Annotated in this window: 20 protein-coding genes and 4 tRNA genes; 5 read left to right on the forward strand and 19 right to left on the reverse strand. The window is 61.4% G+C overall.

Features of this window, described 5'->3' with window-relative positions; all coding sequences use genetic code 11:
* Positions 1 to 6: 6 nt before the first annotated feature.
* From V8689_RS18745 to leuC, 6 genes are all read right to left on the reverse strand, one after another.
* Positions 7 to 1,017, reverse strand: coding sequence for an aspartate-semialdehyde dehydrogenase (locus V8689_RS18745; protein WP_056785816.1), 1,011 nt, complete (start codon positions 1,015 to 1,017; stop codon positions 7 to 9).
* 249 nt (positions 1,018 to 1,266) lie between these two features.
* Positions 1,267 to 2,379, reverse strand: coding sequence for an aspartate-semialdehyde dehydrogenase (gene asd / locus V8689_RS18750; RefSeq protein ID WP_003192554.1), 1,113 nt, complete (start codon positions 2,377 to 2,379; stop codon positions 1,267 to 1,269).
* Between the two features lie 64 nt (positions 2,380 to 2,443).
* The gene (gene leuB / locus V8689_RS18755; RefSeq protein ID WP_003192555.1) at positions 2,444 to 3,526 is read right to left on the reverse strand and encodes a 3-isopropylmalate dehydrogenase; all 1,083 of its coding nucleotides are present in this window, start codon (positions 3,524 to 3,526) and stop codon (positions 2,444 to 2,446) included.
* 53 nt (positions 3,527 to 3,579) lie between these two features.
* The gene (locus V8689_RS18760; protein WP_056785819.1) at positions 3,580 to 4,344 is read right to left on the reverse strand and encodes a class I SAM-dependent methyltransferase; all 765 of its coding nucleotides are present in this window, start codon (positions 4,342 to 4,344) and stop codon (positions 3,580 to 3,582) included.
* A gap of 129 nt (positions 4,345 to 4,473) precedes the next feature.
* Positions 4,474 to 5,118: a 3-isopropylmalate dehydratase small subunit gene (gene leuD / locus V8689_RS18765; protein ID WP_003192559.1), complete on the reverse strand. Its 645-nt coding sequence runs from the start codon at positions 5,116 to 5,118 to the stop codon at positions 4,474 to 4,476.
* 10 nt (positions 5,119 to 5,128) lie between these two features.
* Entirely contained in the window at positions 5,129 to 6,547 is a 1,419-nt protein-coding gene (leuC, locus tag V8689_RS18770; RefSeq protein ID WP_003192562.1) for a 3-isopropylmalate dehydratase large subunit, read from the reverse strand.
* A gap of 140 nt (positions 6,548 to 6,687) precedes the next feature.
* Between leuC and V8689_RS18775 the strand changes: the two genes are divergently transcribed.
* Both V8689_RS18775 and V8689_RS18780 read left to right on the forward strand, forming a co-directional pair.
* On the forward strand, positions 6,688 to 7,578 hold the full coding sequence (locus V8689_RS18775; RefSeq protein WP_034134164.1) for a LysR family transcriptional regulator: 891 nt from the start codon (positions 6,688 to 6,690) through the stop codon (positions 7,576 to 7,578).
* Positions 7,579 to 7,644: 66 nt separating this feature from the next.
* Positions 7,645 to 10,944, forward strand: coding sequence for an EAL domain-containing protein (locus tag V8689_RS18780; protein ID WP_060765726.1), 3,300 nt, complete (start codon positions 7,645 to 7,647; stop codon positions 10,942 to 10,944).
* On the opposite strand, the gene V8689_RS18785 is transcribed toward V8689_RS18780, so the two are convergent.
* From V8689_RS18785 to uvrB, 10 genes are all read right to left on the reverse strand, one after another.
* A complete protein-coding gene (locus tag V8689_RS18785) occupies positions 10,904 to 11,863 on the reverse strand; it encodes a tRNA dihydrouridine synthase (protein WP_032896135.1) in 960 nt (319 codons plus the stop codon). The two genes, V8689_RS18780 and V8689_RS18785, sit on opposite strands and share 41 nt — an antisense overlap.
* A 55-nt stretch (positions 11,864 to 11,918) precedes the next feature.
* On the reverse strand, positions 11,919 to 12,353 hold the full coding sequence (locus tag V8689_RS18790) for an acyl-CoA thioesterase (RefSeq protein WP_003192568.1): 435 nt from the start codon (positions 12,351 to 12,353) through the stop codon (positions 11,919 to 11,921).
* A 38-nt stretch (positions 12,354 to 12,391) separates the two neighbouring features.
* Positions 12,392 to 13,225 (reverse strand): alpha/beta hydrolase, encoded by an 834-nt coding sequence (locus V8689_RS18795; protein ID WP_056785824.1) that lies wholly within the window; start codon positions 13,223 to 13,225, stop codon positions 12,392 to 12,394.
* 15 nt (positions 13,226 to 13,240) lie between these two features.
* On the reverse strand, positions 13,241 to 13,780 hold the full coding sequence (locus tag V8689_RS18800; RefSeq protein ID WP_003192571.1) for a TetR/AcrR family transcriptional regulator: 540 nt from the start codon (positions 13,778 to 13,780) through the stop codon (positions 13,241 to 13,243).
* 184 nt (positions 13,781 to 13,964) lie between these two features.
* A tRNA-Glu gene (locus V8689_RS18805) sits at positions 13,965 to 14,040 on the reverse strand.
* An 81-nt stretch (positions 14,041 to 14,121) separates the two neighbouring features.
* Positions 14,122 to 14,197 (reverse strand) — tRNA-Ala (locus V8689_RS18810).
* A gap of 50 nt (positions 14,198 to 14,247) precedes the next feature.
* A tRNA-Glu gene (locus V8689_RS18815) sits at positions 14,248 to 14,323 on the reverse strand.
* Between the two features lie 79 nt (positions 14,324 to 14,402).
* Positions 14,403 to 14,478, reverse strand: a tRNA-Ala gene (locus V8689_RS18820).
* A gap of 147 nt (positions 14,479 to 14,625) precedes the next feature.
* On the reverse strand, positions 14,626 to 16,107 hold the full coding sequence (gene gltX, locus V8689_RS18825; RefSeq protein WP_434520581.1) for a glutamate--tRNA ligase: 1,482 nt from the start codon (positions 16,105 to 16,107) through the stop codon (positions 14,626 to 14,628).
* 186 nt (positions 16,108 to 16,293) lie between these two features.
* Positions 16,294 to 18,309, reverse strand: coding sequence for an excinuclease ABC subunit UvrB (gene uvrB / locus V8689_RS18830; RefSeq protein ID WP_003192575.1), 2,016 nt, complete (start codon positions 18,307 to 18,309; stop codon positions 16,294 to 16,296).
* Between the two features lie 343 nt (positions 18,310 to 18,652).
* Between uvrB and V8689_RS18835 the strand changes: the two genes are divergently transcribed.
* Both V8689_RS18835 and V8689_RS18840 read left to right on the forward strand, forming a co-directional pair.
* Positions 18,653 to 19,849, forward strand: a complete 1,197-nt coding sequence (locus tag V8689_RS18835; protein ID WP_056785826.1) for an amino acid aminotransferase — start codon at positions 18,653 to 18,655, stop codon at positions 19,847 to 19,849.
* A gap of 100 nt (positions 19,850 to 19,949) precedes the next feature.
* Complete coding sequence (locus V8689_RS18840) at positions 19,950 to 20,159, forward strand: hypothetical protein (protein ID WP_056785829.1); 210 nt, start codon at positions 19,950 to 19,952, stop codon at positions 20,157 to 20,159.
* A gap of 19 nt (positions 20,160 to 20,178) precedes the next feature.
* Here the strand turns inward: V8689_RS18840 and ptrR are convergent, their stop codons facing one another.
* The gene (gene ptrR / locus V8689_RS18845) at positions 20,179 to 21,051 is read right to left on the reverse strand and encodes a putrescine utilization regulator PtrR (protein WP_056785830.1); all 873 of its coding nucleotides are present in this window, start codon (positions 21,049 to 21,051) and stop codon (positions 20,179 to 20,181) included.
* 197 nt (positions 21,052 to 21,248) lie between these two features.
* Here ptrR and V8689_RS18850 point away from each other — a divergent pair, with 197 nt between their 5' ends.
* Positions 21,249 to 22,643 (forward strand): aldehyde dehydrogenase family protein, encoded by a 1,395-nt coding sequence (locus V8689_RS18850; protein ID WP_056785832.1) that lies wholly within the window; start codon positions 21,249 to 21,251, stop codon positions 22,641 to 22,643.
* Between the two features lie 51 nt (positions 22,644 to 22,694).
* On the opposite strand, the gene V8689_RS18855 is transcribed toward V8689_RS18850, so the two are convergent.
* Positions 22,695 to 23,000: a protealysin inhibitor emfourin gene (locus tag V8689_RS18855; RefSeq protein ID WP_056785834.1), complete on the reverse strand. Its 306-nt coding sequence runs from the start codon at positions 22,998 to 23,000 to the stop codon at positions 22,695 to 22,697.
* 29 nt (positions 23,001 to 23,029) lie between these two features.
* Entirely contained in the window at positions 23,030 to 24,091 is a 1,062-nt protein-coding gene (locus tag V8689_RS18860; RefSeq protein WP_056785837.1) for a M4 family metallopeptidase, read from the reverse strand.
* Positions 24,092 to 24,145: the final 54 nt, after the last annotated feature.

Raw genomic sequence — 24,145 nt, forward strand, 5'->3', positions numbered from 1 at the left:
TATCTTTTACACAAGGCCTTTTATCAACAACTGCGCCAGCTCCACGGCGTTCAGGGCCGAGCCTTTGCGTACGTTATCTGACGTCAGCCAAAGATTTAGTTCCGCCGGGTCGTCGATACCGGCGCGAACTCGCCCTACGTACACCACGTCCTGGCCAACGGCATCGCCTACGGCCGTGGGGTAATCACCCTCCTCCACCAGCTCGATACCCGGCGCAGCGTCGAGGGCGCGGTTCACCGCGGCCAAGTCGACCGGCGCGGCCAGTTGCAGCGACACAGTCAGGCTATCGCCGAAAAACACCGGGGCTTGAACGCAGGTGGCGGAAATCTTTAGTAAAGGTGTTTCCAGCACAGCACGCAGTTCGTGTACGAGACGTTTCTCCAGGGCGGTATGACCTTGGGCGTCCGGCGTGCCGACTTGCGCCAGCAGGTTGAACGCCACTTGCCGATCGAAGAACGCGGGCTCCAACGGGCGCACGTTCAACAGTTCGGCGGTCTGGCGCGCCAACTCGCTGACGGCCTCGCGGCCCTGGGCAGAGATTGCCAGGTTGGCGGTGACGCTCACGCGCTGGATGTCCACCACACCGCGCAACGGCGCCAGCACCACCGCAAGGTAGGTGGCACAGGGGCTCGGGCTGCCGAGCTGGAAAGGCTTTTTCAACCCGTCCAGCACATGGGCGTTGGCCTGGGGTACCACTTGGGGGGCCTGCTCGGCGGGCAATGCGCCAGACAAGTCGATCACAGCGCAGCCAGCGGCGGTGGCACGCGGGGCGAAACTCAGGGTCACCGCTGGGCCTGCGGCGAAGAACGCCAACTGCACCTTGCTGAAGTCAAACGTGTCGACTTCTTTGACCCGCACATTCTTGCCCCGAAACGGCACCGAAGCCCCCGCCGAGTTGCTGCCCGCCAGCAGGTACAAGGTGCCCACCGGGAACTCCAGCTCTTCGAGAATCTGCACCAGGGTTTCGCCAACGGTACCGGTGGCGCCGATCACGGCGATTTCAAAGGTCTGGGTCATGGGATTGCCTCGGGCATTACGGGGGAGCGGCACTTTACCGGGTGGTAGAGGGTGAGGCAATTACAGCCCCCCTGATCGTTCCCACGCTCTGCGTGGGAACGCCTCCTGTGACGCTCCGCGTCACGCCTCTAAAGCAGACGCAGAGCGTCCAGAGCTGCATTCCCACGCAGAGCGTGGGAATGATCACAAAGGCAACAAAAAACCCGCGCCTGTCACCAGAACGCGGGTTTCTGTTATTGCCTCAAGCGATCAACGCTCCAGCAAAATCCGCAACATGCGACGCAACGGCTCAGCCGCGCCCCACAGCAGTTGGTCGCCGACGGTGAACGCGCCGAGGAACTGACTGCCCATGTTCAGCTTGCGCAGACGGCCCACCGGTACATTCAGGGTGCCGGTGACCTTGGTCGGGCTCAGCTCCTGCATGCTGATATCGCGGTTGTTCGGCACCAGCTTGACCCAAGGGTTGTGCTGGCTGATCAGCCCTTCGATATCGGCGATCGGCACGTCTTTGTTCAGCTTGATGGTCAGCGCCTGGCTGTGGCAACGCATGGCGCCAATGCGCACGCAGATACCATCCACCGGGATTGGGTTCTTGAAGCGACCCAGGATCTTGTTGGTTTCGGCCTGGGCCTTCCACTCTTCACGGCTCTGGCCGTTAGGCAGTTCCTTGTCGATCCAGGGGATCAAGCTACCGGCCAATGGAACGCCAAAGTTCTCGGTCGGGTAAGCGTCGCTGCGCATGGCCTCGGCCACACGGCGGTCGATGTCGAGGATCGCGCTGGCCGGGTCAGCCAGTTGATCGGCGACAGCGGCGTGGGTCGCGCCCATCTGCTTGATCAGTTCACGCATGTTCTGCGCGCCGGCGCCGGAGGCCGCCTGATAGGTCATGGCGCTCATCCACTCCACCAGGCCGGCTTCGAACAGACCGCCCAGGCCCATCAGCATCAGGCTGACGGTGCAGTTGCCGCCTACGTAGTTCTTGGTGCCAGCGTCCAGTTGCTGGTCGATGACCTTGCGGTTGACCGGGTCGAGGATGATCACTGCGTCGTCCTGCATGCGCAGGCTCGAGGCGGCGTCGATCCAGTAACCCTGCCAGCCGGCTTCGCGCAGCTTGGGGAAGACTTCGCTGGTGTAGTCGCCACCCTGGCAGGTCAGGATCACGTCGAGGCTCTTCAACTCTTCAATGCTGTAGGCATCCTTGAGCGGGGCAATATCCTTGCCCACGGACGGCCCTTGGCCACCTACGTTCGAAGTGGTGAAAAACACCGGCTCAATAAGATCGAAATCCTGCTCTTCCAGCATCCGCTGCATGAGCACGGAACCGACCATACCGCGCCAACCGATCAGACCTACACGTTTCATCGCAACTACACCTTGTTAAAAAGTGGGCCGCCTTGCAGCAACAACTGCAAGCGGGCCCGAGAGATTACAGATTCCGCAGCGCGGCGACTACTGCGTCGCCCATTTCTTGCGTCCCGACCTTGGTGCAACCCTGGGACCAGATATCGCCAGTACGCAGGCCCTGATCCAGCACCAGGCTGACGGCCTTCTCGATGGCGTCCGCCGCGTCGCCCAGATTGAAGCTGTAACGCAGCATCATCGACACCGACAAAATGGTCGCCAACGGGTTGGCAATGCCCTGCCCCGCGATGTCTGGCGCCGAACCATGGCACGGCTCGTACATGCCTTTGTTGTTGGTATCCAGGGACGCCGACGGCAGCATGCCGATGGAACCGGTGAGCATCGACGCTTGGTCGGACAGGATGTCGCCGAACAGGTTGTCGGTGACGATCACGTCGAACTGCTTGGGCGCGCGCACCAGTTGCATGGCGGCATTGTCGACGTACATGTGGCTCAGTTCGACGTCCGGGTAATCCTTGGCGACTTCTTCGACGATTTCACGCCACAGTTGGCTTGAAGCCAGCACGTTGGCTTTATCCACCGAGCAGACTTTTTTACCGCGCACGCGCGCCATGTCGAAACCGACACGGGCGATACGGCGGATTTCGCTCTCACTGTACGGCAGCGTGTCGTAGGCCTGGCGTTCGCCATTTTCCAACTCGCGCACGCCCCGTGGCGAGCCGAAGTAGATACCGCCGGTCAGCTCGCGCACGATGAGGATATCCAGGCCCGCTACCACTTCCGGCTTGAGGCTCGACGCGTCGGCCAGTTGCGGGTAGAGAATGGCCGGGCGCAGGTTGCCGAACAGGCCCAGTTGCGCACGAATTTTCAGCAGGCCGCGCTCAGGGCGGATGTCACGCTCGATCTTGTCCCATTTCGGCCCACCCACGGCGCCGAGCAGTACCGCATCGGCAGCCCGGGCGCGGTCGAGGGTCTCGTCAGCCAGCGGCACGCCGTGCTTGTCGATGGCAGCGCCGCCGATCACGTCGTGGCTCAGCTCGAAGCCCAGGCTGTACTTGCTGTTGGCAAGCTCAAGGACCTTGACCGCTTCGGCCATGATTTCCGGACCAATACCGTCGCCAGGGAGAATCAGAATCTGCTTGCTCATGCGTTCCTCATTTCATCAAGCGACCCGCCCGTGGGCAGGTCGGGAAAAATCAATCAGCGTTCGGCGAAGACCACCAGCACATCGGTGCTGAAGGTGCCGTCGGCTTGAACTTCGTAATAATCGCGTACTTCCTGGCCCATCGCCTTTTGCAGCTCAAGGATTGCTGCCCGCAGTACCTCTGGCGTGCGCATGCGCTCAACCCACGAGGTGTACTCCAGGCGCAAGCGCTGGCGGCTGCTGTTGCGTACGTGCAGGCCGGCCTCACTCAACTGGCGCATCCACTCGGCGCCGGAATAGTCACGTACATGGCTGGTGTCGCGCAGCACTTCGACGGTTTGCAGGTAAGTGTCCAACAGCGGGCTGCCCGGTGACAAGACATCCACAAATGCCGCCACGCCACCCGGCTTGAGCACACGGCGCACTTCACGCAGGGCCAGGCCGAGGTCGCTCCAGTGATGGGCCGAATAACGGCTGAACACGAAGTCGAATTCGCCATCGGCGAACGGCAGGCGCTCGGCGGCGCCGTGCACGGTGCGGATGTTGTCCAGGTTGCGGTCTTTGGCGGCGGCAGCCACCACGTCGAGCATAGGCTGGGACAGGTCGTAGGCCACCACCTCTTTGACCAGAGGCGCCACGTGGAAGCTGACATGACCGGCACCGCAGCCTAAGTCCAGCAGTCGCGCAGCGCCCTGCCCGGCCAGCTCGGCCTGCAGCACAGCGAATTCGGTGCCTTGGGCGTGTACGGCGCTGCTCAGGTAGGCCGAGGCTTGCTCGCCGAATTGTTTTTGCACGACTTGGGTGTGGGCGGGGGTGGTCATGGTGGCTTTCCTTGGGTTTGTGGTGGTTGCACTGGCGCTATCGCAGGCAAGCCAGCTCCCACAGTTGGAATGCACTCCAATGTGGGAGTCGGGCTTGCCCGCGATGGGGCCCGCACGGTTTACCGCAAATCAGGCATCGCGAAACAACCAGGGCTGGCTCGCCCGGTGCTTGGCTTCAAACGCAGCAATCGCATCACCGTCCTGCAACGTCAGGCCGATGTCGTCCAGGCCATTGATCAGGCAGTGCTTACGGAAGGCATCCACCTCAAAGTGGTACACCTTGCCATCCGGGCGGGTCACGGTTTGTGCGGCCAGGTCGACGGTCAACTGGTAGCCGACATTGGCTTCCACTTGCTGGAACAACTCGTCCACTTCTGCGTCGCTCAAGATGATCGGCAACAGGCCGTTCTTGAAGCTGTTGTTGAAGAAGATATCGGCGTAGCTCGGCGCGATGATGCTGCGAAAGCCGTACTCTTCCAGGGCCCACGGCGCGTGCTCGCGGCTGGAGCCGCAGCCGAAGTTTTCCCGGGCCAGCAACACGCTGGCGCCTTGGTAACGCTCGGCGTTGAGCACAAAGTCCTTGTTCAGAGGGCGCTTGGAGTTGTCCTGGTAGGCGTAGCCCACGTCCAGATAGCGCCACTCATCGAACAGGTTGGGGCCGAAACCGGTGCGCTTGATCGACTTCAAGAATTGCTTTGGGATGATCTGGTCGGTGTCTACGTTGGCACGGTCCAACGGCGCTACAAGGCCTGTGTGTTGGGTAAAAGCTCTCATCGGGTTTTCCTCAGATCAATTCGCGAACGTCGATGAAACGACCGTTGACGGCAGCAGCGGCGGCCATGGCCGGGCTCACCAGGTGAGTACGCCCACCCGCGCCTTGGCGCCCTTCGAAGTTACGGTTGGAGGTCGACGCGCAATGCTCGCCTGACTCCAGGCGGTCCGGGTTCATCGCCAGGCACATCGAGCAGCCCGGCTCACGCCATTCAAAACCGGCTTCGAGGAAGATCTTGTCCAGGCCTTCGGCTTCCGCCTGGGCTTTAACCAGGCCGGAACCTGGCACCACAATGGCTTGTTTGATGGTCGAGGCCACCTTGCGGCCCTTGGCGATCACTGCCGCGGCGCGCAGGTCTTCGATCCGCGAGTTGGTGCAGGAGCCGATAAACACCCGGTCCAACTGGATATCGGTGATCGCCTGATTAGCGGTCAACCCCATGTATTTCAAGGCGCGCTCGATGGAGCCGCGCTTGACCAGGTCGGCCTCTTTGGCCGGGTCCGGCACGTTCTGGTCAACGGCCAAGACCATTTCCGGCGAAGTGCCCCAGCTGACTTGTGGCTTGATCTGCGCAGCGTCGAGTTCGACCACGGTGTCGAACACCGCGTCGGCGTCGGAGACCAGATCTTTCCAGGCTTCGACCGCGGCATCCCAATCGGCGCCTTGCGGCGCGAACGGGCGACCCTTGACGTATTCGACGGTCTTTTCGTCCGCCGCCACCATGCCCACGCGGGCACCGGCTTCGATGGACATGTTGCAGATGGTCATGCGGCCTTCAATGGACAGGTCGCGGATTGCACTGCCGGCGAACTCGATGGCATGGCCGTTACCACCGGCAGTGCCGATCTTGCCGATTACGGCGAGCACGATGTCCTTGGCGGTCACGCCAAACGGCAATTGGCCTTCGACGCGTACCAGCATGTTCTTCATTTTCTTGGCCACCAGGCACTGGGTGGCAAACACGTGCTCCACCTCGGAAGTACCGATGCCGTGGGCCAAAGCCCCGAACGCACCATGGGTGGAGGTATGGGAGTCACCGCAGACCACGGTCATGCCCGGCAAGGTGGCGCCCTGCTCCGGGCCGATGACGTGGACGATGCCTTGGCGCACGTCGTTCATCTTGAATTCGGTGATGCCGTACTCGTCGCAATAGTCGTCAAGGGTCTGCACCTGCAACCGCGAGACCTGGTCAGCAATGGCTTCGATGCCGCCCTTGCGCTCAGGGGTGGTCGGCACGTTGTGGTCCGGCGTGGCGATGATGGAGTCGACGCGCCAAGGCTTGCGCCCGGCCAGTCGCAGGCCTTCGAACGCTTGGGGCGAGGTCACTTCATGGATGATGTGACGGTCGATATAGATCAGCGACGATCCATCATCGCGACGTTTCACTTCATGGGAATCCCAAAGCTTGTCGTAAAGCGTTTTGCCGGCCATCAGTCGGTCCTCATCAGCGGTGCTTCTATACGCCGGGCTTTTCAATAACCCTTTGGCTTGTGAGGCTGATGGTATGGCGCTACATTAAATAACTCAAATTCATATTTTTTATGCTTTGGATTACCAACTGGAATAGCACCATGGACCTGGCCAACCTCAACGCCTTTATCGCCATCGCCGAGACCGGCAGCTTCTCCGGCGCCGGCGAACGCCTGCACCTCACCCAGCCAGCCATCAGCAAACGCATCGCCGGCCTGGAGCAACAACTGAAGGTACGGCTGTTCGACCGCCTGGGCCGTGAAGTCGGCTTGACCGAGGCTGGGCGGGCCTTGCTGCCACGCGCTTATCAAATCCTCAACGTGCTGGACGACACCCGCCGCGCCCTCACCAACCTCACCGGCGAGGTCAGCGGGCGCCTCACCCTGGCCACCAGCCACCACATAGGCCTGCACCGCCTGCCGCCGATCCTGCGCACTTTCACGCGGCAATATCCGAATGTGGCGCTGGATATTCAGTTTCTGGATTCAGAAGTGGCCTACGAAGAAATCCTCCACGGCCGTGCGGAAGTCGCGGTGATCACCCTGGCGCCAGAGCCCCACAACCTGGTGCAAGCTACCCGTGTGTGGGACGACCCGCTGGATTTTGTGGTGGCGCCCGAACACAGCCTGATCAGCAACGGCTCCGTCAGCCTGGCCGATATCGCCGGGCATCCGGCGGTATTTCCCGGCGGCAACACCTTTACCCACCATATTGTCAGCCGCCTGTTCGAGGCCCAGGGCCTCGCGCCCAATATCGCGATGAGCACTAACTACCTGGAAACCATCAAGATGATGGTCTCCATCGGCCTGGCCTGGAGCGTGTTACCGCGCACCATGCTCGATGATCAGGTGGCAAGTATCGCTTTGCCGGGCATACAGCTCAGTCGCCAGCTAGGCTATATCGTGCACACCGAAAGGACGCTGTCGAACGCTGCGCGGGCTTTCATGAGCCTGTTGGATGCACAGGTCGATCTGCCAGGGTTACCGGCATGACACTGTGTGGGCCAGGGGTTTAGGTCAAACCGCGCGGTTTTCTCAATGAGCCAAGGCCCTTTGATAATGCGCAACCCCGTTGACCCGGTTCCACCCCTGCCCCGCATCTACGCCCTGGACCCTCAAGCGGCGGAACAAAGCTGGGACAGCGCCCCGCAACTGCTGACGGCCCTCAATGCCGCGCGGCTGGGTGCCTGGTCCTGGGAAATCGACACGGGAAGAATCAGCTGGTCGCGGGGTACCCAGGCGTTATTCGGCTTTGACCCGCGCCAGCCTCTGCCCAAGGACCTCGACTACCTCGACCTGCTGGCCCCGCAAGACAGTGCGCGGGTGGTGCGCGGCTTTCATGCGGTGCTCGCCGGAGAGCCGCTCGACCGCGCCATGCACCACCGCATCCAATGGCCCGATGGCAGCCAGCACTGGCTGGAAATCAGCGGCAGCCTGGTTCCCGACAAAGCCGGACGGCGGCGCATGATCGGGGTGATCCGCGAGATCACCCACCAACGCGACCGTGAACACGCCCTCAGCCATTCGGAAAAGCGCTTTGCCACCCTGTTCCACCTGTGCCCGAACATGGTACTGCTGACGCGCCAGGCTGACGGTTTGATCAGCGAAGCCAACCAGTATTTCGAGATGCTGTTCGGTTGGCCGGTGGCCGATGCCATCGGCCGCACCACCCTGGAACTGGGCTTGTGGTGCCACCCGGAACAGCGTGCGCTGCTGGTCAAGGCCACGCAGCGCAAGGGTGAACCCATCACCATGGAAGTGCAGTTCTGCGCCAGCAACGGCCAGATCCATGACGGCACCCTCAGCGCGCAAAAGGTCGAACTGGACGGCGAGGCGTACCTGATCAGCACGTTCCTGGACACCACCGAACGTAAAAACGCCGAGCAAGCACTCAAGGACAGCCAGGAGCGCCTGGACCTGGCTCTGGATTCCGCGCAACTGGGCACCTGGGATTGGCACATCCCCAGCGGCATGCTTTACGGCTCAGCGCGTGCCGCCCAGCTGCATGGGCTGGAGCCCGCGCCGTTCCATGAGTCTTTCGAGGCATTTTTTGAAGGCATGTCCGATGAGGACCGCGAGGGCATGCGCCATGCGTACCGCAGTTTGCGCGAAGGCCCGGGCGGCAACTATCAGCTGACCTATCGCGTGCAAATGGAAGACGGCAGCCCGCGCTACCTGGAGAGCCGCGCACGCCTGTATCGCGATGAGTCAGGCAAGCCCCTGCGCATGGCCGGCACCTTGCTGGACATCACCGACCAGGTCGAGCGCGAGCAGCGGCTGACCGCCTCGGAAGAGAAGTTCGCCAGCCTGTTCCAGGCCAGCCCCGACCCGATCTGCGTCACCTGTTTGGAGAGCGGCGCCTTTATCGAGATCAACCCGGCGTTTACCCAGACGTTTGGCTTTACCGCCGCCGAAGTGCTCGACAAAAGCGCCGAACAAATCGGCCTGTGGGACGACTCCAGCAAGCGCCTGCAGCGCATCGAGCAGGTGATACGCGAACAGGCCCTGAGCAATGTGGCGATCGTGGTGCATCACAAGGACGGCCAAAGCCTGACCTGCATGATTTCCAGCCGCTTGATCAAGGTCAGCGACCAGCCATGCATCGTCACTACGCTGCGCGATATCACCCAACAGCAACGCTCGGAAGCCGCACTCAAGGCCAGTGAAGAGAAGTTCGCCAAAGCGTTCCACTCCAGCCCCGATGCGATATCCATCACCGAACGCGACACCGGCCGTTATGTAGAGGTCAACGACGGCTTTTGCCGCCTGACCGGTTACCGCACCGAAGAGGCCATCGGCCTGACCCTGTACCAGATCGGCATCTGGGCCGATGAAAACCAACGCGCCGCACTGTTGGCCGAGTTACAGATCAAGGGGCGCATTCACCACCTGGAAATGCTCTGGCGCAACAAGCGTGGCGAGGTGCTGGCGGTGGAGGTCTCGGTAGAGCCGATCACCCTGAATGAAACCCCCTGCCTGCTGCTGACCGCGCGGGATGTAAGCCTATTGAAGAACGCCCAGGCGCAGATCCGTCACCTGGCCTATCACGACCCGCTGACCAACCTGCCGAACCGCGCACTGCTGATGGACCGCCTGAGCCAGCAGATCGCCCTGCTCAAGCGCCACAACCTGCGCGGCGCCCTGCTGTTTCTGGACCTGGACCACTTCAAGCACATCAACGACTCCCTCGGCCACCCCGTTGGCGACACCGTGCTGAAAATCGTCACCGCCCGCCTGGAAGCCAGCGTGCGCATGGAGGACACCGTGGCGCGCCTGGGCGGCGACGAGTTTGTGGTATTGCTCAGCGGCCTGGAGGGCACCCGCCAGACGGTCAGCAGCCAGGTGCAAGCGCTGGCCGATACCCTGCGCGAATTGCTTTCGGAACCGATGTTTCTCGACGGCCATCGGCTGCAGGTCACGCCCAGCATCGGCGTGGCGCTGATCCCCGACCATGGCACCACACCCGCCGATCTGCTCAAGCGCGCCGACATCGCCCTGTACCGCGCCAAGGACTCCGGGCGCAACACCACGCAGATGTTTCACAACAGCATGCAAAAAACCGCCAGCGAACGCCTGCGCATGGAGACCGACTTGCGCCTGGCCTTGTCACGCGGCGAATTCAGCGTGCACTACCAGCCCCAGGTGGATGCGCGCGGCAACAGGATAATCGGCGCCGAGGCCCTGGTGCGCTGGCAGCATCCACAATTGGGCGCGCAGTCGCCGACGGAATTTATCAAGGTATTGGAAGACAGCGGCCTGATCCTGGAGGTGGGTACCTGGATTCTCGATGAAGCCTGCGGCGCCTTTGCCCAGTTGATTGCCGACGGCTTGGTGGACCCGCTCAACTTCAGCCTGTGCGTGAACATCAGCCCCCGGCAGTTTCGCCAGAACGACTTTGTAGAGCGAGTGGAGCACAGCCTCAAGCAACACGGCTTGCCGTTCAGCCTGCTGAAACTGGAAATTACCGAAGGCATCGTGATCCAGAACCTGGACGATACCGTGGTGAAGATGCGTCGCCTGAAAAAACTCGGCGTGAGCTTTGCGATGGATGATTTCGGCACCGGCTACTCATCCCTGACTTACCTCAAGCGCCTGCCGGTGGATGCGTTGAAAATCGATCAGTCGTTCGTGCGCGATGCGACCCACGATCCCAATGATGCGGAAATCATCCGCGCCATTGTGGCCATGGCCCGCAGCCTGAACCTGGAAGTCATTGCCGAGGGCGTGGAAACCCTGGAGCAGTTGGCGTTCCTGCAAAAGCTGGGCTGCCATTTATTCCAGGGGTATTTGCACAGCCGACCGTTGCCAATCGAGGGGTTCAGGCGGCTGCTGGATGAGGCATACCCAGCAGGCGACTGACTTGGTTCAAGTCCGTCTCGCGGCGCAAGGCGGTGAACAACTCCACGGCCTCCGGGTAGTTACGCGTGAGCATCGCCAGCCACTGCTTCAAGCGGCCGGGCGCCTGCTTTTCCGTGAGTTGCGCCACCGACTGGCGCCAGAACTCCTGAAGCATGGGCTGCATCTGCGCCCAAGTCATCTCGACCACCTCTTCGCCGGCCTTGGCCGCCACAATCTGCCGTGCCAGATCGGGCCGCGCTACCAGGCCACGGCCTAGCATGATGTCTTCGGCGCCGCTGATTTCGCGGCAGCGCTTCCAGTCTTCGACGCTCCAGATATCGCCATTGGCAAACACCGGCACCTTGACCACGTCCTGCACCCGCGGGATCCATTCCCAATGGGCCGGCGGCTTATAGCCATCGGCCTTGGTGCGTGCATGCACCACGATATGCGCCGCGCCGCCCTCGGCCAGGGCCGTGGCGCACACCAATGCGCCATCCGGGCTGTCGAAGCCCAGGCGCATCTTGGCGGTCACGGGAATATGCGCAGGTACGGCGCGGCGCACATGCTCGACGATCTGGTTGAGCAGCTCAGGCTCCTTGAGCAGCACCGCGCCACCTCGGGACTTATTCACGGTCTTGGCCGGGCACCCGAAGTTCAGATCGATCACCTCTGAGCCCAATTCACAGGCCAGGGCGGCATTTTCCGCCAGGCACACTGGATCGGAACCGAGCAACTGCACCCGCAGCGGTACACCCGCCGCCGTGTGGGCACCGTGCAGCAGTTCAGGCGCGAGCTTGTGGAAATAGGCAGGCGTGAGCAGGCGGTCGTTGACACGGATAAATTCGGTCACGCACCAGTCGATACCGCCCACGTGGGTCAACACGTCCCGCAGGATGTTGTCGACCAACCCCTCCATGGGCGCCAAAGCAATTTGCATGGAAAACACTCAACAAAAATCGTGGCGCAGTTTACTGGGTTTCCAGCGACAACCGTTAACCCCCTGTCAGGGCGGGGCCGTAACCGTCGATAAACTCGGCGGGCATGCGCTTGGGCTTGCCGCTGGACAACTCAATGCATACGAAGGTTGTTTGCGCACGCAGCAGGGTCGCGCCGTCGCGGGGGCGTACCAGCTGGAAACGACGGGTCATTTTCAGGCGTTGGTCCCAATCGACGATCCAGGTGGCCAGTTGTAATTCGTCGCCCTCATAGCCTGCCGCCAGGTAGTCGATTTCATGGCGCACCACGGCCATGGCGCGGTCCAGGCGGCGGTATTCGGTGAGGTCCAGCCCCAGGCGCTGGGAATGGCGCCAGGCGCAACGCTCCAGCCACGAGACATACACCGCATTATTGGCGTGCCCCAGGCCGTCGATGTCCTCAGCCGCAACCTGCAGATCGATGATGAACGGCGTTGCCAAATCCCAGCCCATGCCTTGCTCCAGTCGATTGATGTCGGCGGGGCAGTGTATCAGGCGCTCTGGCGCTCCTGTAGACGGCAGCCGGCCAATAGCGCGAGTACAGCGTCGATCACCTGCGGGTCGGCGAGCACTTTCTGATGGCCGCCCTGCTCCAGGCGCAGCAGGCGGCTGTCGAACCAGGCTTGGTGAATGGCTTGAGCCGCCCTGACCGGAACGAAGGTGTCGTCCTCGGCGTGCACGATCAGACCGGGAATGTTCAATTGGTAGTGGGCCACGTCCAAATGCTTGAGCGGCATGCCCATGCTCAACTCTACCTCCTGGATAAAGGCTGAGCGCGCCCGTGGCGGCAAGCCGACCATGCGGGTGAACCCACGCAACACATCCAGAAAGCGCGACGGTGCGGCAATACTCACCAGTGCCTGCGTACGCAACCCCAACTGCACCGCCAGCATCGCACTGGCGCCGCCCATGGAATGGCCGACCACCGCGTACAGCGGCGGCAACTCGGCCGCCGCCTCAAGCATGGCGCGGGCAAACAGCAGCACATGGGCTTCACGCCCTGGCGACCGGCCGTGGGCGGGACCGTCCAGGGCAATCACCGAATAGCCGTTGTCGACCAACGCTGTGATCAAACTGGCGAACTGAGTGGGCCGGCCTTCCCAGCCATGCATCAGCAGCACCGCCGGGCCATGCCCCCATCTCAACGCCGACAGGCCGAAACGCAGGGTGATGCGCTCCGACTGGGCCAACAGCGGCAACTCCCAGTCACGCGGCGGCAGATCGCGCGGGGTCATGAAGGTGCGACGCATCTTGCTGGCGACCGCATGCGGCGCAAGGCGCCCCACCGTGCCATTGAAACCACGAACCCAGGTCAATGCGCCCATCGTGCTTACCCTCTTTCAGCGTACCGCCGACTTGGCCGCACGTATCACCCGATCTGATAACTCGCCCGGCCCCAGCGCCCGCGCCAGGGTCAGCCCGCCCACCATCAAGGCCATGTCGGCCAGGGCCTTGTCGATCTCTTCAGGGCTGCCGGCCAGTTGCGCGGCCATCAACTCGACGTGCTCGTTCAAGACCTCGCGAAATGCGTCCGGCAAGCGCCCCATCTCCCCCACTGTCGCGGGCAACGGGCAGGCCTGGGTCGTGGAGTCGCGGTGCTTGCGTGACAGATAAAACGCGGCGACCAGCGTGCGGCGCTCTTCGCCGGTCAGCTGTTCGTCCAAGTCATCGATGGACGCGCGGCGCTGCGCCAGTAACTGGTTGAACGCTTCCAGCATCAGCGCGTCCTTGCTTTCAAAATGCGCGTAGAAGCCTCCGACCGTCAGCCCCGCCGCCCCCATCACTTCGCCCACACTGGGCTCAGCCGGGCCACGCTGGATCAATGCCGCGCTGGCAGCCTGCAAAATACGTTCGCGGGTTTGCGCTTTTTTATCGCTCATCGAAGCCTCCGTCTTTCATGGGTTGAATATTATTACCATAATAATATTTGGCAAGCGACAAGCACGACCGCCGGTCAGAACAGAAAAATGGGTAATAAAGGAGGGAATTGGCCAAACGCCAGACAAACAAAAGGGCCATTCAATAATTGAATGACCCTTAAAAATCCCGCAGAGCGGGTAATCGTGGCGTCCCCTAGGGGACTCGAACCCCTGTTACCGCCGTGAAAGGGCGGTGTCCTAGGCCACTAGACGAAGGGGACACAAACCTTCTATACAACTGATCAGCGCTGAGAACTGATCGATTCAAGGACGGTGTGGCCGGAACCTTGAACCTGTAAAATTGGTGGAGCTAAACGGGATCGAACCGTTGACCTCTTGCATGCCATGCAAGCGCTCTCCCAGCTGAGCTATAGCCCCGGATTTTTCGTCTCACGACGCAGCAGACCTTTCGAGCTGCTTGTTGAAACTGGCGTCCCCTAGGGGACTCGAACCCCTGTTACCGCCGTGAAAGGGCGGTGTCCTAGGCCACTAGACGAAGGGGACAAAACCTTCTGTACATCTGATCAGAGCTGAGACCTGATCAATTCAAGGACGGTGTGGCCGGAACCTTGAACCTGTAAATTGGTGGAGCTAAACGGGATCGAACCGTTGACCTCTTGCATGCCATGCAAGCGCTCTCCCAGCTGAGCTATAGCCCCTCATCGGTGAGGACGGGGCGAATCTTAATGGCGGTTTGGAAACGTGTCAAATTTATTTTCAACAATTTCCAAAATTTTTTGCCGGGATAACAATCACTTACCGACGAAACCCCGGAAAACCGGGGTTTCGTGCCGCAAGCGGCCTGCTTAAGCGATAGCGCCCAGCAGCTTTTCCCATTCCTTGTTTTCTTTCTTCGACACACCACCAAGCAAATCAAGGGCTTGGCGCAGGCGGAAACGGGTCAGGTCCGGGCCGAGAATTTCCATCGCATCGAGCACCGACACCGAACTGGCCTGCCCGGTGATTGCGGCAAACATCAGCGGCATGGCGTCACGCAGCTTGAGCTCCAGGGATTCGACCACCGCCTGGATGGTCGCGGTGATTGCATCCTTCTCCCACTGACGCAGGCTTTCAAGCTTCCACAGGATCAACTGCATCAGTTGGCGAACCTGGTCACCGGAGAGCTTTTTGGACTCGAACAGCTTGGGATCGGGATTCACGCCACCAGCAAAGAAGAAACTGGCCAGGGGTGCGACCTGGCTGAAAGTCTCTACCCTGCCCTGCACCAGCGGCGCGATCTTCATCATGTACTCGGGGTTCAACGCCCACTGCTGCACACGGCTGGCGAACTCTTGCACCGGCAGGTCACGCAGCCACTGGCCGTTGAGCCACGACAGTTTCTCGATATCGAAGATCGGTCCGCCGAGGGAGACGCGGGACAGGTCGAAGTTGTCGACCATTTCCTGCAGCGAGAACTTCTCGCGCTCGTCCGGCATCGACCAGCCCATGCGGCCCAGGTAGTTGAGCATCGCCTCGGGCATGAAGCCCATGCGCTCGTAGAACGTCACCGACGTGGGGTTCTTGCGCTTGGACAGCTTGCTCTTGTCCGGGTTACGCAGCAGCGGCATATAGCACAGCTGCGGTTGCTCCCAGCCGAAGTATTCGTAGAGCAGGATCAGCTTGGGCGCCGATGGCAGCCACTCTTCGCCGCGCAGCACATGGGTGATGCCCATCAGGTGGTCATCGACCACGTTGGCCAGGAAGTACGTCGGCAAGCCGTCGGTCTTCATCAGCACCTGCATGTCCATGCGGTCCCACGGGATCTCGACGTCACCGCGCAGCATGTCCGGCACCACGCACACGCCTTCGCTTGGCACCTTCATACGGATGACGTGAGGCTCACCGGCGGCCAGGCGCGCAGCCACTTCTTCCTTGGACAACAGCAGAGCACGGCCATCGTAGCGCGGGGTCTCGCCACGGGCCTGTTGCTCGGCGCGCATCTGGTCCAGCTCTTCGGCGGTGCAGAAGCACGGGAAGGCATGGCCCATATCGACCAGTTGCTGGGTGTACTGCTTGTAGATGTCGCTGCGCTCGCTCTGGCGATACGGGCCGTGAGGGCCGCCCACGTCCGGGCCTTCAGCCCAGGTGATGCCCAACCAGAGCAGGGCATCGAAAATCTGCTGTTCGGACTCACGGGTGGAGCGCAGTTGATCGGTGTCTTCGATCCGCAGGATGAACTCACCGCCATGCTGCTTGGCAAAGCAGTAGTTGAACAGGGCGATGTAAGCAGTACCGACGTGGGGATCCCCAGTAGGCGATGGCGCAATGCGCGTGCGGACGGTGGTCATGGCAGGTCTCGAATGGGCGATATAACTGAAAATTGAAACAAGGGGCGAATGGTAACAGCCTGGGTGATTTCTGGAAAACCGAGGCGCGGCCATCGCAGGCAAGCCAGCTCCCACATTTTGACCGTGTTCACAGATCCATGTGGGAGCCGGGCTTGCCCGCGATGAGGCCAGCCCAATCAACACAAATCAAACAGCCAACAGGCGCTCACGCAACTTGCCAATCTCATCCCGCGTCTGCGCCGCCGCCTCAAACTCCAGATCCCGCGCCAACTGGTACATCTTCTCTTCCAGCTGTCGAATCCGCTTGGTGATCTCACTCGGTGAGCGCAGTTCGTTCTCGTACTTGGCGCTCTCCTCGGCGGCCTTGGCCATGCCCTTGCGCTTCTTGCTGCGCGAGCCGGGCACGGTGGCGCCTTCCATGATGTCGGCAACGTCCTTGAACACACCTTTGGGGGTAATGCCGTGTTCCAGGTTGAACGCGATCTGCTTGTCGCGACGGCGCTGGGTCTCGCCAATCGCCCGCTCCATGGAGCCGGTGATACGGTCGGCATAGAGAATTGCACGGCCATTGAGGTTACGCGCCGCTCGGCCGATAGTCTGGATCAATGACCGCTCGGAGCGCAGGAAGCCCTCCTTGTCTGCATCCAGGATCGCCACCAGTGACACTTCTGGCATATCCAACCCTTCGCGCAGCAGGTTGATCCCCACCAGCACATCGAAGGTGCCCAGGCGCAGGTCGCGGATGATCTCCACGCGCTCCACGGTGTCGATGTCCGAGTGCAGGTAACGCACGCGCACGCCGTGGTCGGCCAGGTAGTCGGTCAAGTCTTCGGACATGCGCTTGGTCAGGGTGGTAACCAGCACCCGCTCTTCCAGAGCCACGCGTTTGTTGATCTCCGAGAGCAAGTCATCGACCTGGGTCAGCGCCGGGCGGATTTCGATTTCCGGGTCCACCAGGCCTGTGGGTCGCACCAGTTGCTCGATAACGCGGCCCGCATGCTCGGCTTCATAGTTGCCGGGCGTAGCAGAGACGAAGATGGTCTGCGGGCTGATGGCTTCCCATTCGTCAAAGCGCATCGGCCGGTTGTCCAGCGCCGACGGCAGGCGGAAACCGTATTCCACCAGGGTTTCTTTACGTGAACGGTCGCCCTTATACATGGCGCCCACCTGCGGCACGCTGACGTGGGACTCGTCGATCACCAGCAAGGCGTCCGGCGGCAGGTAGTCATAGAGCGTCGGCGGCGGCGCCCCGGAGTCACGGCCCGAGAGGTAACGCGAGTAGTTTTCGATGCCGTTGCAGTAGCCCAGCTCCAGGATCATCTCCAGGTCGAAGCGGGTGCGCTGCTCCAGACGCTGGGCTTCCACCAGCTTATTGTTGGAGCGCAGGTATTCCAGGCGCTCGGCCAGCTCGACCTTGATGCCCTCGATGGCGCCCATCAGGGTTTCGCGCGGGGTTACGTAGTGGCTTTTGGGGTAGAAGGTGAAGCGTGGCAGCTTGCGGATCACTTCACCGGTCAACGGGTCGAAGGCTGACAGGCTTTCGACTTCATCATCGAACAGTTCGATGCGGATGGCTTCCAGGTCGGATTCGGCCGGGTAGATGTCGATCACATCGCCGCGCACCCGGAAGGTGGCGCGGGCAAAGTCCATGTCGTTACGGGTGTACTGCAGGCTCGCCAGGCGGCGCAACAGTTCGCGCTGGTCGAGTTTGTCGCCCCGGTCGACGTGCAGCACCATCTTCAAATAGGTTTCCGGGCTGCCCAAGCCGTAGATGCACGACACCGTGGTAACGATGATCGCGTCCTTGCGCTCAAGCAACGCCTTGGTGGCCGACAGCCGCATCTGCTCGATGTGGTCGTTGATCGACGCATCCTTCTCGATAAAGGTATCGGAGGACGGCACATAGGCTTCGGGCTGGTAGTAGTCGTAGTAGGAAACGAAGTACTCCACCGCGTTGTTCGGGAAGAACGCCTTGAACTCGCCATAGAGCTGCGCCGCCAGGGTCTTGTTCGGCGCCAGCACCAGGGTCGGGCGGTTGGTCTGGGCGATCACGTTGGCGATGCTGAAGGTCTTGCCGGAACCGGTCACCCCAAGCAGCGTCTGGTGCGCGAGGCCGGCTTCGATGCCTTCGACCATCTGACGAATGGCTTCCGGTTGGTCGCCGGCGGGTTCAAAACGGGTAACGAGCTGGAAATCCGACATAACGTACCTCGTGAAGTCACCCCAGACTCGACACCGCCAGGGACGAAATAGCTCAGCAACCCGCGAATAATCATCGCAGGTTGCAGGAAAAAACCATGATAGCTGTAGAAGTGGTGTCGAATGTGACGGGTTTCAAGGCCGTCGTCCTACACGACCTTTCTCGCCAATGTTGCAATAAGACTAACGGTCAGCAAATAAACCGAAAAACATGGCCGAAAAGCCGTTTCCGTTGTCGCTCTCAGCCGTGATGGCCTCTATACTAGCTCCCCGTTTGTGCACCGCTCTAGTGCATTCGGCTGGAGCGCGACACGTCCCTCCTACCCCCCATAGAGCTGCCGCAAAAATGAGCCTGTTCTCCGCTGTCGAAATGGCACCACGCGATCCAATCCTGGGCCTCAACGAAGCATTCAACGCCGATACACGAACCACCAAGGTGAACCTTGGCGTGGGCGTTTACTGCAACGAGGAGGGGAAGATTCCACTCTTGCGTGCCGTTGCCGAAGCGGAAGCCATTCGTGTGGCGCAACACGCCGCCCGTGGCTACTTGCCGATCGACGGCATCGTGGCGTACGACCAGGCCGTGCAAAAGCTGCTGTTTGGCGCTGAGTCGCCGCTGTTGAGCGAAGGCCGTGTGATTACTGCCCAGGCCGTGGGCGGCACGGGCGCGCTGAAAATCGGCGCCGACTTCCTCAAGCAACTGCTGCCCAACGCCGTCGTCGCCATCAGCGACCCGAGCTGGGAAAACCACCAGGCGCTGTTTGAAAAAGCCGGTTTCCCGGTGCAGACCTACCGCTACTACGACGCCGCCACCCACGACGTGAACCGTGCCGGCCTGCTCGAAGACCTCAACGCCCTGCCGCCCCAGTCCATCGTGGTGCTGCACGCTTGCTGCCATAACCCGACTGGCGTCGACCTCAGCCCGGCCGACTGGCAAAACGTGCTGGACGTGGTCAAGGCCAAGAACCTGGTGCCGTTCCTCGACATGGCCTACCAGGGCTTCGGCGATGGCATCCACGAAGACGCCGCCGCAGTGCGCCTGTTCGCGGAATCGGGCCTGACCTTCTTCGTGTCCAGCTCGTTCTCCAAGTCGTTCTCGCTGTACGGCGAACGCGTGGGCGCGCTGTCGATCGTCAGCGAGTCCAAGGAAGAAAGCGCACGCATCCTGTCCCAGGTCAAGCGTGTGATCCGCACCAACTACTCCAACCCGCCCACCCACGGCGCAGCCATCGTTGCCGCCGTGTTGAACAGCCCTGAACTGCGCGCCCAGTGGGAAGCCGAACTGGCCGAAATGCGCCTGCGCATCCGCGGCATGCGCGAGCAGATGGTGGCCGAACTGGCCAAGGCTGCGCCAGGCCATGACTTCAGTTTCGTCGGTCGTCAGCGCGGGATGTTCTCCTACTCCGGTTTGAGCGTTGAGCAAGTCACCCGCCTGCGTACCGAGTTCGGGATCTATGCGCTGGATACCGGTCGCATCTGCGTAGCGGCGCTGAACCAGTCGAACATTGGTGCGGTGACCAAGGCGATTGTCCAGGTGCTGTAAGCCGGCAAGCGTTATACGAAGGGGGAAGCCAATGGCTTCCCCCTTTTTATTGGCGAACACACTAGACTGAACACCGACTGCCCCTTGCTGTGAGAGCTTTATGAGAAACGACGACCTGGACCTGCGCGCCGACCGCGACGAACTGCATGACTACGCCCCACGCGCACCGCAATCCAAGCGACAGAAGAGCCTTGTGCTGCAGGTAGCACTGGGAGTATTCCTCGGTGGGTTGGCGTTATGGCTGGTACAACTGGGTGCGACGGCAATCATGGCCAAACTAGCCATGGGCACCCTGCAATTTGGCGGCTGATGCAAGATACCTGTGGGAGCTAGGGTGCTGGCAGAGTGCGTTCTTCCAGTAGTTTTACGAAGCTGTTTAAACTCTGTGACACCGTGCCCCGGCGCCAGATCAGCCAGGTATTCAAGATACGGAACGTGTCGGACAGCGGCCACACACTCACCGCCGCACACCCGGGCATGCTTTCCAGCATGCTGCGTGGCATCAGCGCCAGCCCGGCCCCGGCGCTGACACAGGCCAACATGCCGTGGTACGACTCGATCTCGAAGATCCTGCCCGGCACCGCGCCATCCTGTGAGAACCAGCGTTCGAAGTGATGCCGGTACGAACAGTTGGAGCGGAACGTATAGATGTTCTCGCCATTCACATCCTGGCCACGGGTGATCGGCGCGTGATGCAGTGGCGCAATCACCACCATCTCCTCCTCGAACACTGCCACACCCTCTAGCGTGGAATGCAGCACTGGCCCATCGACAAAGGCCGCTGTCAGCCGGCCCGACAGTACCCCTTCGATCATGGTGCCCGAGGGGCCGGTGCTCAGGTCCAGCTCGACCTTGGTGTATTGCTGGTTATACGCCGCCAGTAACGCAGGGATACGTACGGCCGCCGTGCTCTCCAGCGAGCCCAGGGCAAAGGCGCCCTGGGGCTCCTCCCCCGCCACCGTCGCACGGGCTTCTTGCACCAGATCAAGAATGCGCCGTGTATAGCCGAGGAAATTCCACCCGGCCGGCGACAGGCGCAGGCGGCTTTTCTCGCGGATAAACAGCTCCACGCCCAGGTCCTGCTCCAGTTGCTTGATGCGCGTGGTGAGGTTCGATGGCACGCGATGAATCAACTGCGCGGCGGCGCTGATGCTGCCTTGCTCGGCAACGGCCTTGAAGATTTCCAGCTGCACCAGATCCAAATCATTCTCCAATCATCAACGTGGCTCACAGCTCTCTGACGCGGAGCGTCAGGGGATGCATCCCCACGCAGAGCGTGGGGACGAGCTTAGGCCAAACATTCTCGTAATGAGAATATATCGCTTAATATTATTCAGTTTCCAGAAAACATACAGCCCCGTACGCTGGCCCCATTCCACTCATTCAGCCGGACGGTGCCATGAACAACGCTATCTCCCAGCAGACCCACGCCCTGTCGATCAACCCTGCCAACGGTGAAACAGTCGGTAGCTACCCCTATGAAAGCGCAGAACAACTGGATGCCGCCCTCACCCGCGCGACCGATGCCTTCCACTCCTGGCGCCGCACGCCGGTAAGCCAGCGCGCCGAATACCTGCTGGCCCTGGCTGCCGCCCTGCGTGAGCAAGCTGAAGACATGGCGCAAATGATCACCCTGGAAATGGGCAAACCCATCGCCCAGGCCCGCGCCGAAATCGAAAAGTGCGCCCAACTGAGCGAGTGGTACGCCGCCCACGGCCCGGCCATGCTCGCCCCGGAACCCACCCTGGTGGACAACGGCAGCGCCCGGATCGAATACCGCCCGCTGGGCCCTATCCTCGCGGTGATGCCGTGGAACTTCCCAGTGTGGCAAGTGCTGCGTGGCGCCGTGCCGACCCTGCTTGCCGGCAACACCTACGTGCTCAAACACGCGCCAAACGTAATGGGCAGCGCCTACCTGATCCAGCAAGCGCTGCGTAAAGCCGGTTTCGCTGAAGGCGTGTTCGAAGTGATCAACGTGACCCAGGAGGGCGTGTCCACCGCCATCGCCGACCCGCGCATCGCCGCCGTAACGCTCACCGGCAGCGTGCGCGCCGGTATCGCCATCGGCTCCCAGGCCGGGGCCGCGTTGAAGAAATGCGTGCTGGAGCTCGGCGGCTCCGACCCCTTTATCGTGCTCAACGACGCCGACCTCGACGCCGCCGTACAAGCCGCCGTCATCGGCCGCTTCCAGAACAGCGGCCAAGTCTGCGCCGCCGCCAAGCGCCTGATCATCGAGGCCGGCGTGGTGGACGCCTTCACCGCCAAATTCGTTGAAGCCACCCGCGCCCTGGTGATGGGCGACCCAGCGTCAGCCAACACCTATGTGGGCCCGATGGCCCGCTTCGACCTGCGCGACGAGCTGCATGGCCAGGTGCAGGCCACGCTGGAAGAAGGCGCTACCCTGTTGCTGGGCGGCAACAAAGTCGCTGGCGCCGGCAATTACTACGAGCCGACGGTGTTAGCGAACGTCACCGACCAGATGACCTCGTTCAAACAGGAACTGTTCGGCCCCGTGGCCTCGATCATCACCGCCCGCGATGCCGAGCACGCCGTGGCCTTGGCCAATGACAGCGAGTTTGGCCTGACTGCGAGCATCTTCACCAGCGACGCGGCAAAGGCGCGGGCTATCGCCGATCAGTTGGAGACCGGTGGGGTCTTCGTCAATTCGTTCAGCGTCTCAGACCCGCGGGTGGCGTTTGGCGGCGTGAAGAAGAGCGGGTTCGGTCGCGAGCTGTCGCACTTCGGCGTACGCGAATTTTGCAATGCGCAGACGGTATGGCTGGATCGTAAGTAGCTTGCCAAGAGCCACAACAAGCTCCCTGGGCAAAAAATCAGCCTTGGCGCTTCAACAATTAATATGTCGCCGTACGCACTGCACCAACCCCTCCAGTGCCGGAGAATTCACCGGCGCGAGCACACAGACCGTGTGCTCGCGCTTGCCCTCCGCCACTGTCAGGGTGTAATGCACCCGGCCTGGGTTACCAGGCTCGGGATCGGTACTTTGTGGCAACTTGAAAAAATCGGCAGCTTTGATCAGTTGCCGCAACTCCTGCTGGTCGGGTTCGGGCAGCGAGTCCAGTTCCACCGTACGCGGCTTGGCCAGCCCCGGAAAATACGCCGCCCCGCCGCTTTCCTTAATTGAAATTCGCATGGCTGTTCCTCGCCGCACAGGCGGCTTCGTCAAACGTTTATGCCCACCGCTTTCCAGCCTGCCTTGACCGCCTTCTGCTCATCCTTGTTCACGCCATAAAGCTGGCCGGCAATGTCGTGGGTGATGCGCGCAAAACGCAAAAACCCGGAATTGGGCCGCAACCGCGAATCACGCAGTGCGTCGTACCATATACGCCCGGCACGCTCCCAGGCGAACCCGCCTATATTGATCGCCACCTGATAGAACGCATGGTTGGGAATGCCGGAATTGATATGCACCCCACCATTGTCCTCGTAAGTCTGTACAAAATCATCCATGTGCCCCGGCTGCGGGTCTTTGCCCAGCAGCTTGTCATCAAAGGCGGTGCCAGGCGCTTTCATCGAACGCAGGGCAGTGCCTTTGATCTTTTTGGTAAACAGCCCCTTGCCGATCAACCAGTCGGCGTCTTCGGCCTTTTGCTTTAACGCGTACTGCTTGATCAACGAGCCGAACACGTCCGACAACGACTCGTTCAGCGCGCCGGACTGGTTGAAGTACATGAGTTTGGCCTCATCCTCGGTGACGCCATGCGCCAACTCGTGGCCGATGACATCGAGCGCCACCGTGAAGCGGTTGAATAACTGCTGGTCGCCGTCGCCGAACACCATCTGGGTCGAATTCCAGAACGCATTGTTGTAGTCCTGGCCAAAATGCACGGTGGCATCCAGGGCCATGCCCGCTTCGTCGATGGAATTGCGGTCGAACACTTGGTCGAAAAAGTCGAAGGTTGCGCCCAGGCCGTCATAGGCTTCATCCACCGCCGCATCGCCACTGGCGGGCTGCCCTTCGCCACGGATCAGTTTTCCGGGCAGGCTGTCGGTGTTGTTGGCGCTGTAGATCGAGCGCTGTTTTTCGCTGCCCGCCGCCAAAGCCATCCGCGCGGGGCTTTTGGCGGGTTCGGCGACCATGCGCAACGAGCGGAACGTGCTGTCCTTGGCACGCGTGCGTAACGCGACCTCCCGCTGGGCTTTGTCGCCGTGGCGTGCGATCTGGTCGAGCATGTACGGCGGGATGAGGCAGAAAATCGGATTGCGCGGTTGGCGAACACACATGAGCTGGCTCCTTTTTGGCGTGTGATGAACGTCCGGGTAACGCTTTTCAGGATA

The organism is Pseudomonas sp. AK181, from assembly GCF_051122975.1.
Classification (GTDB): domain Bacteria; phylum Pseudomonadota; class Gammaproteobacteria; order Pseudomonadales; family Pseudomonadaceae; genus Aquipseudomonas; species Aquipseudomonas lactis.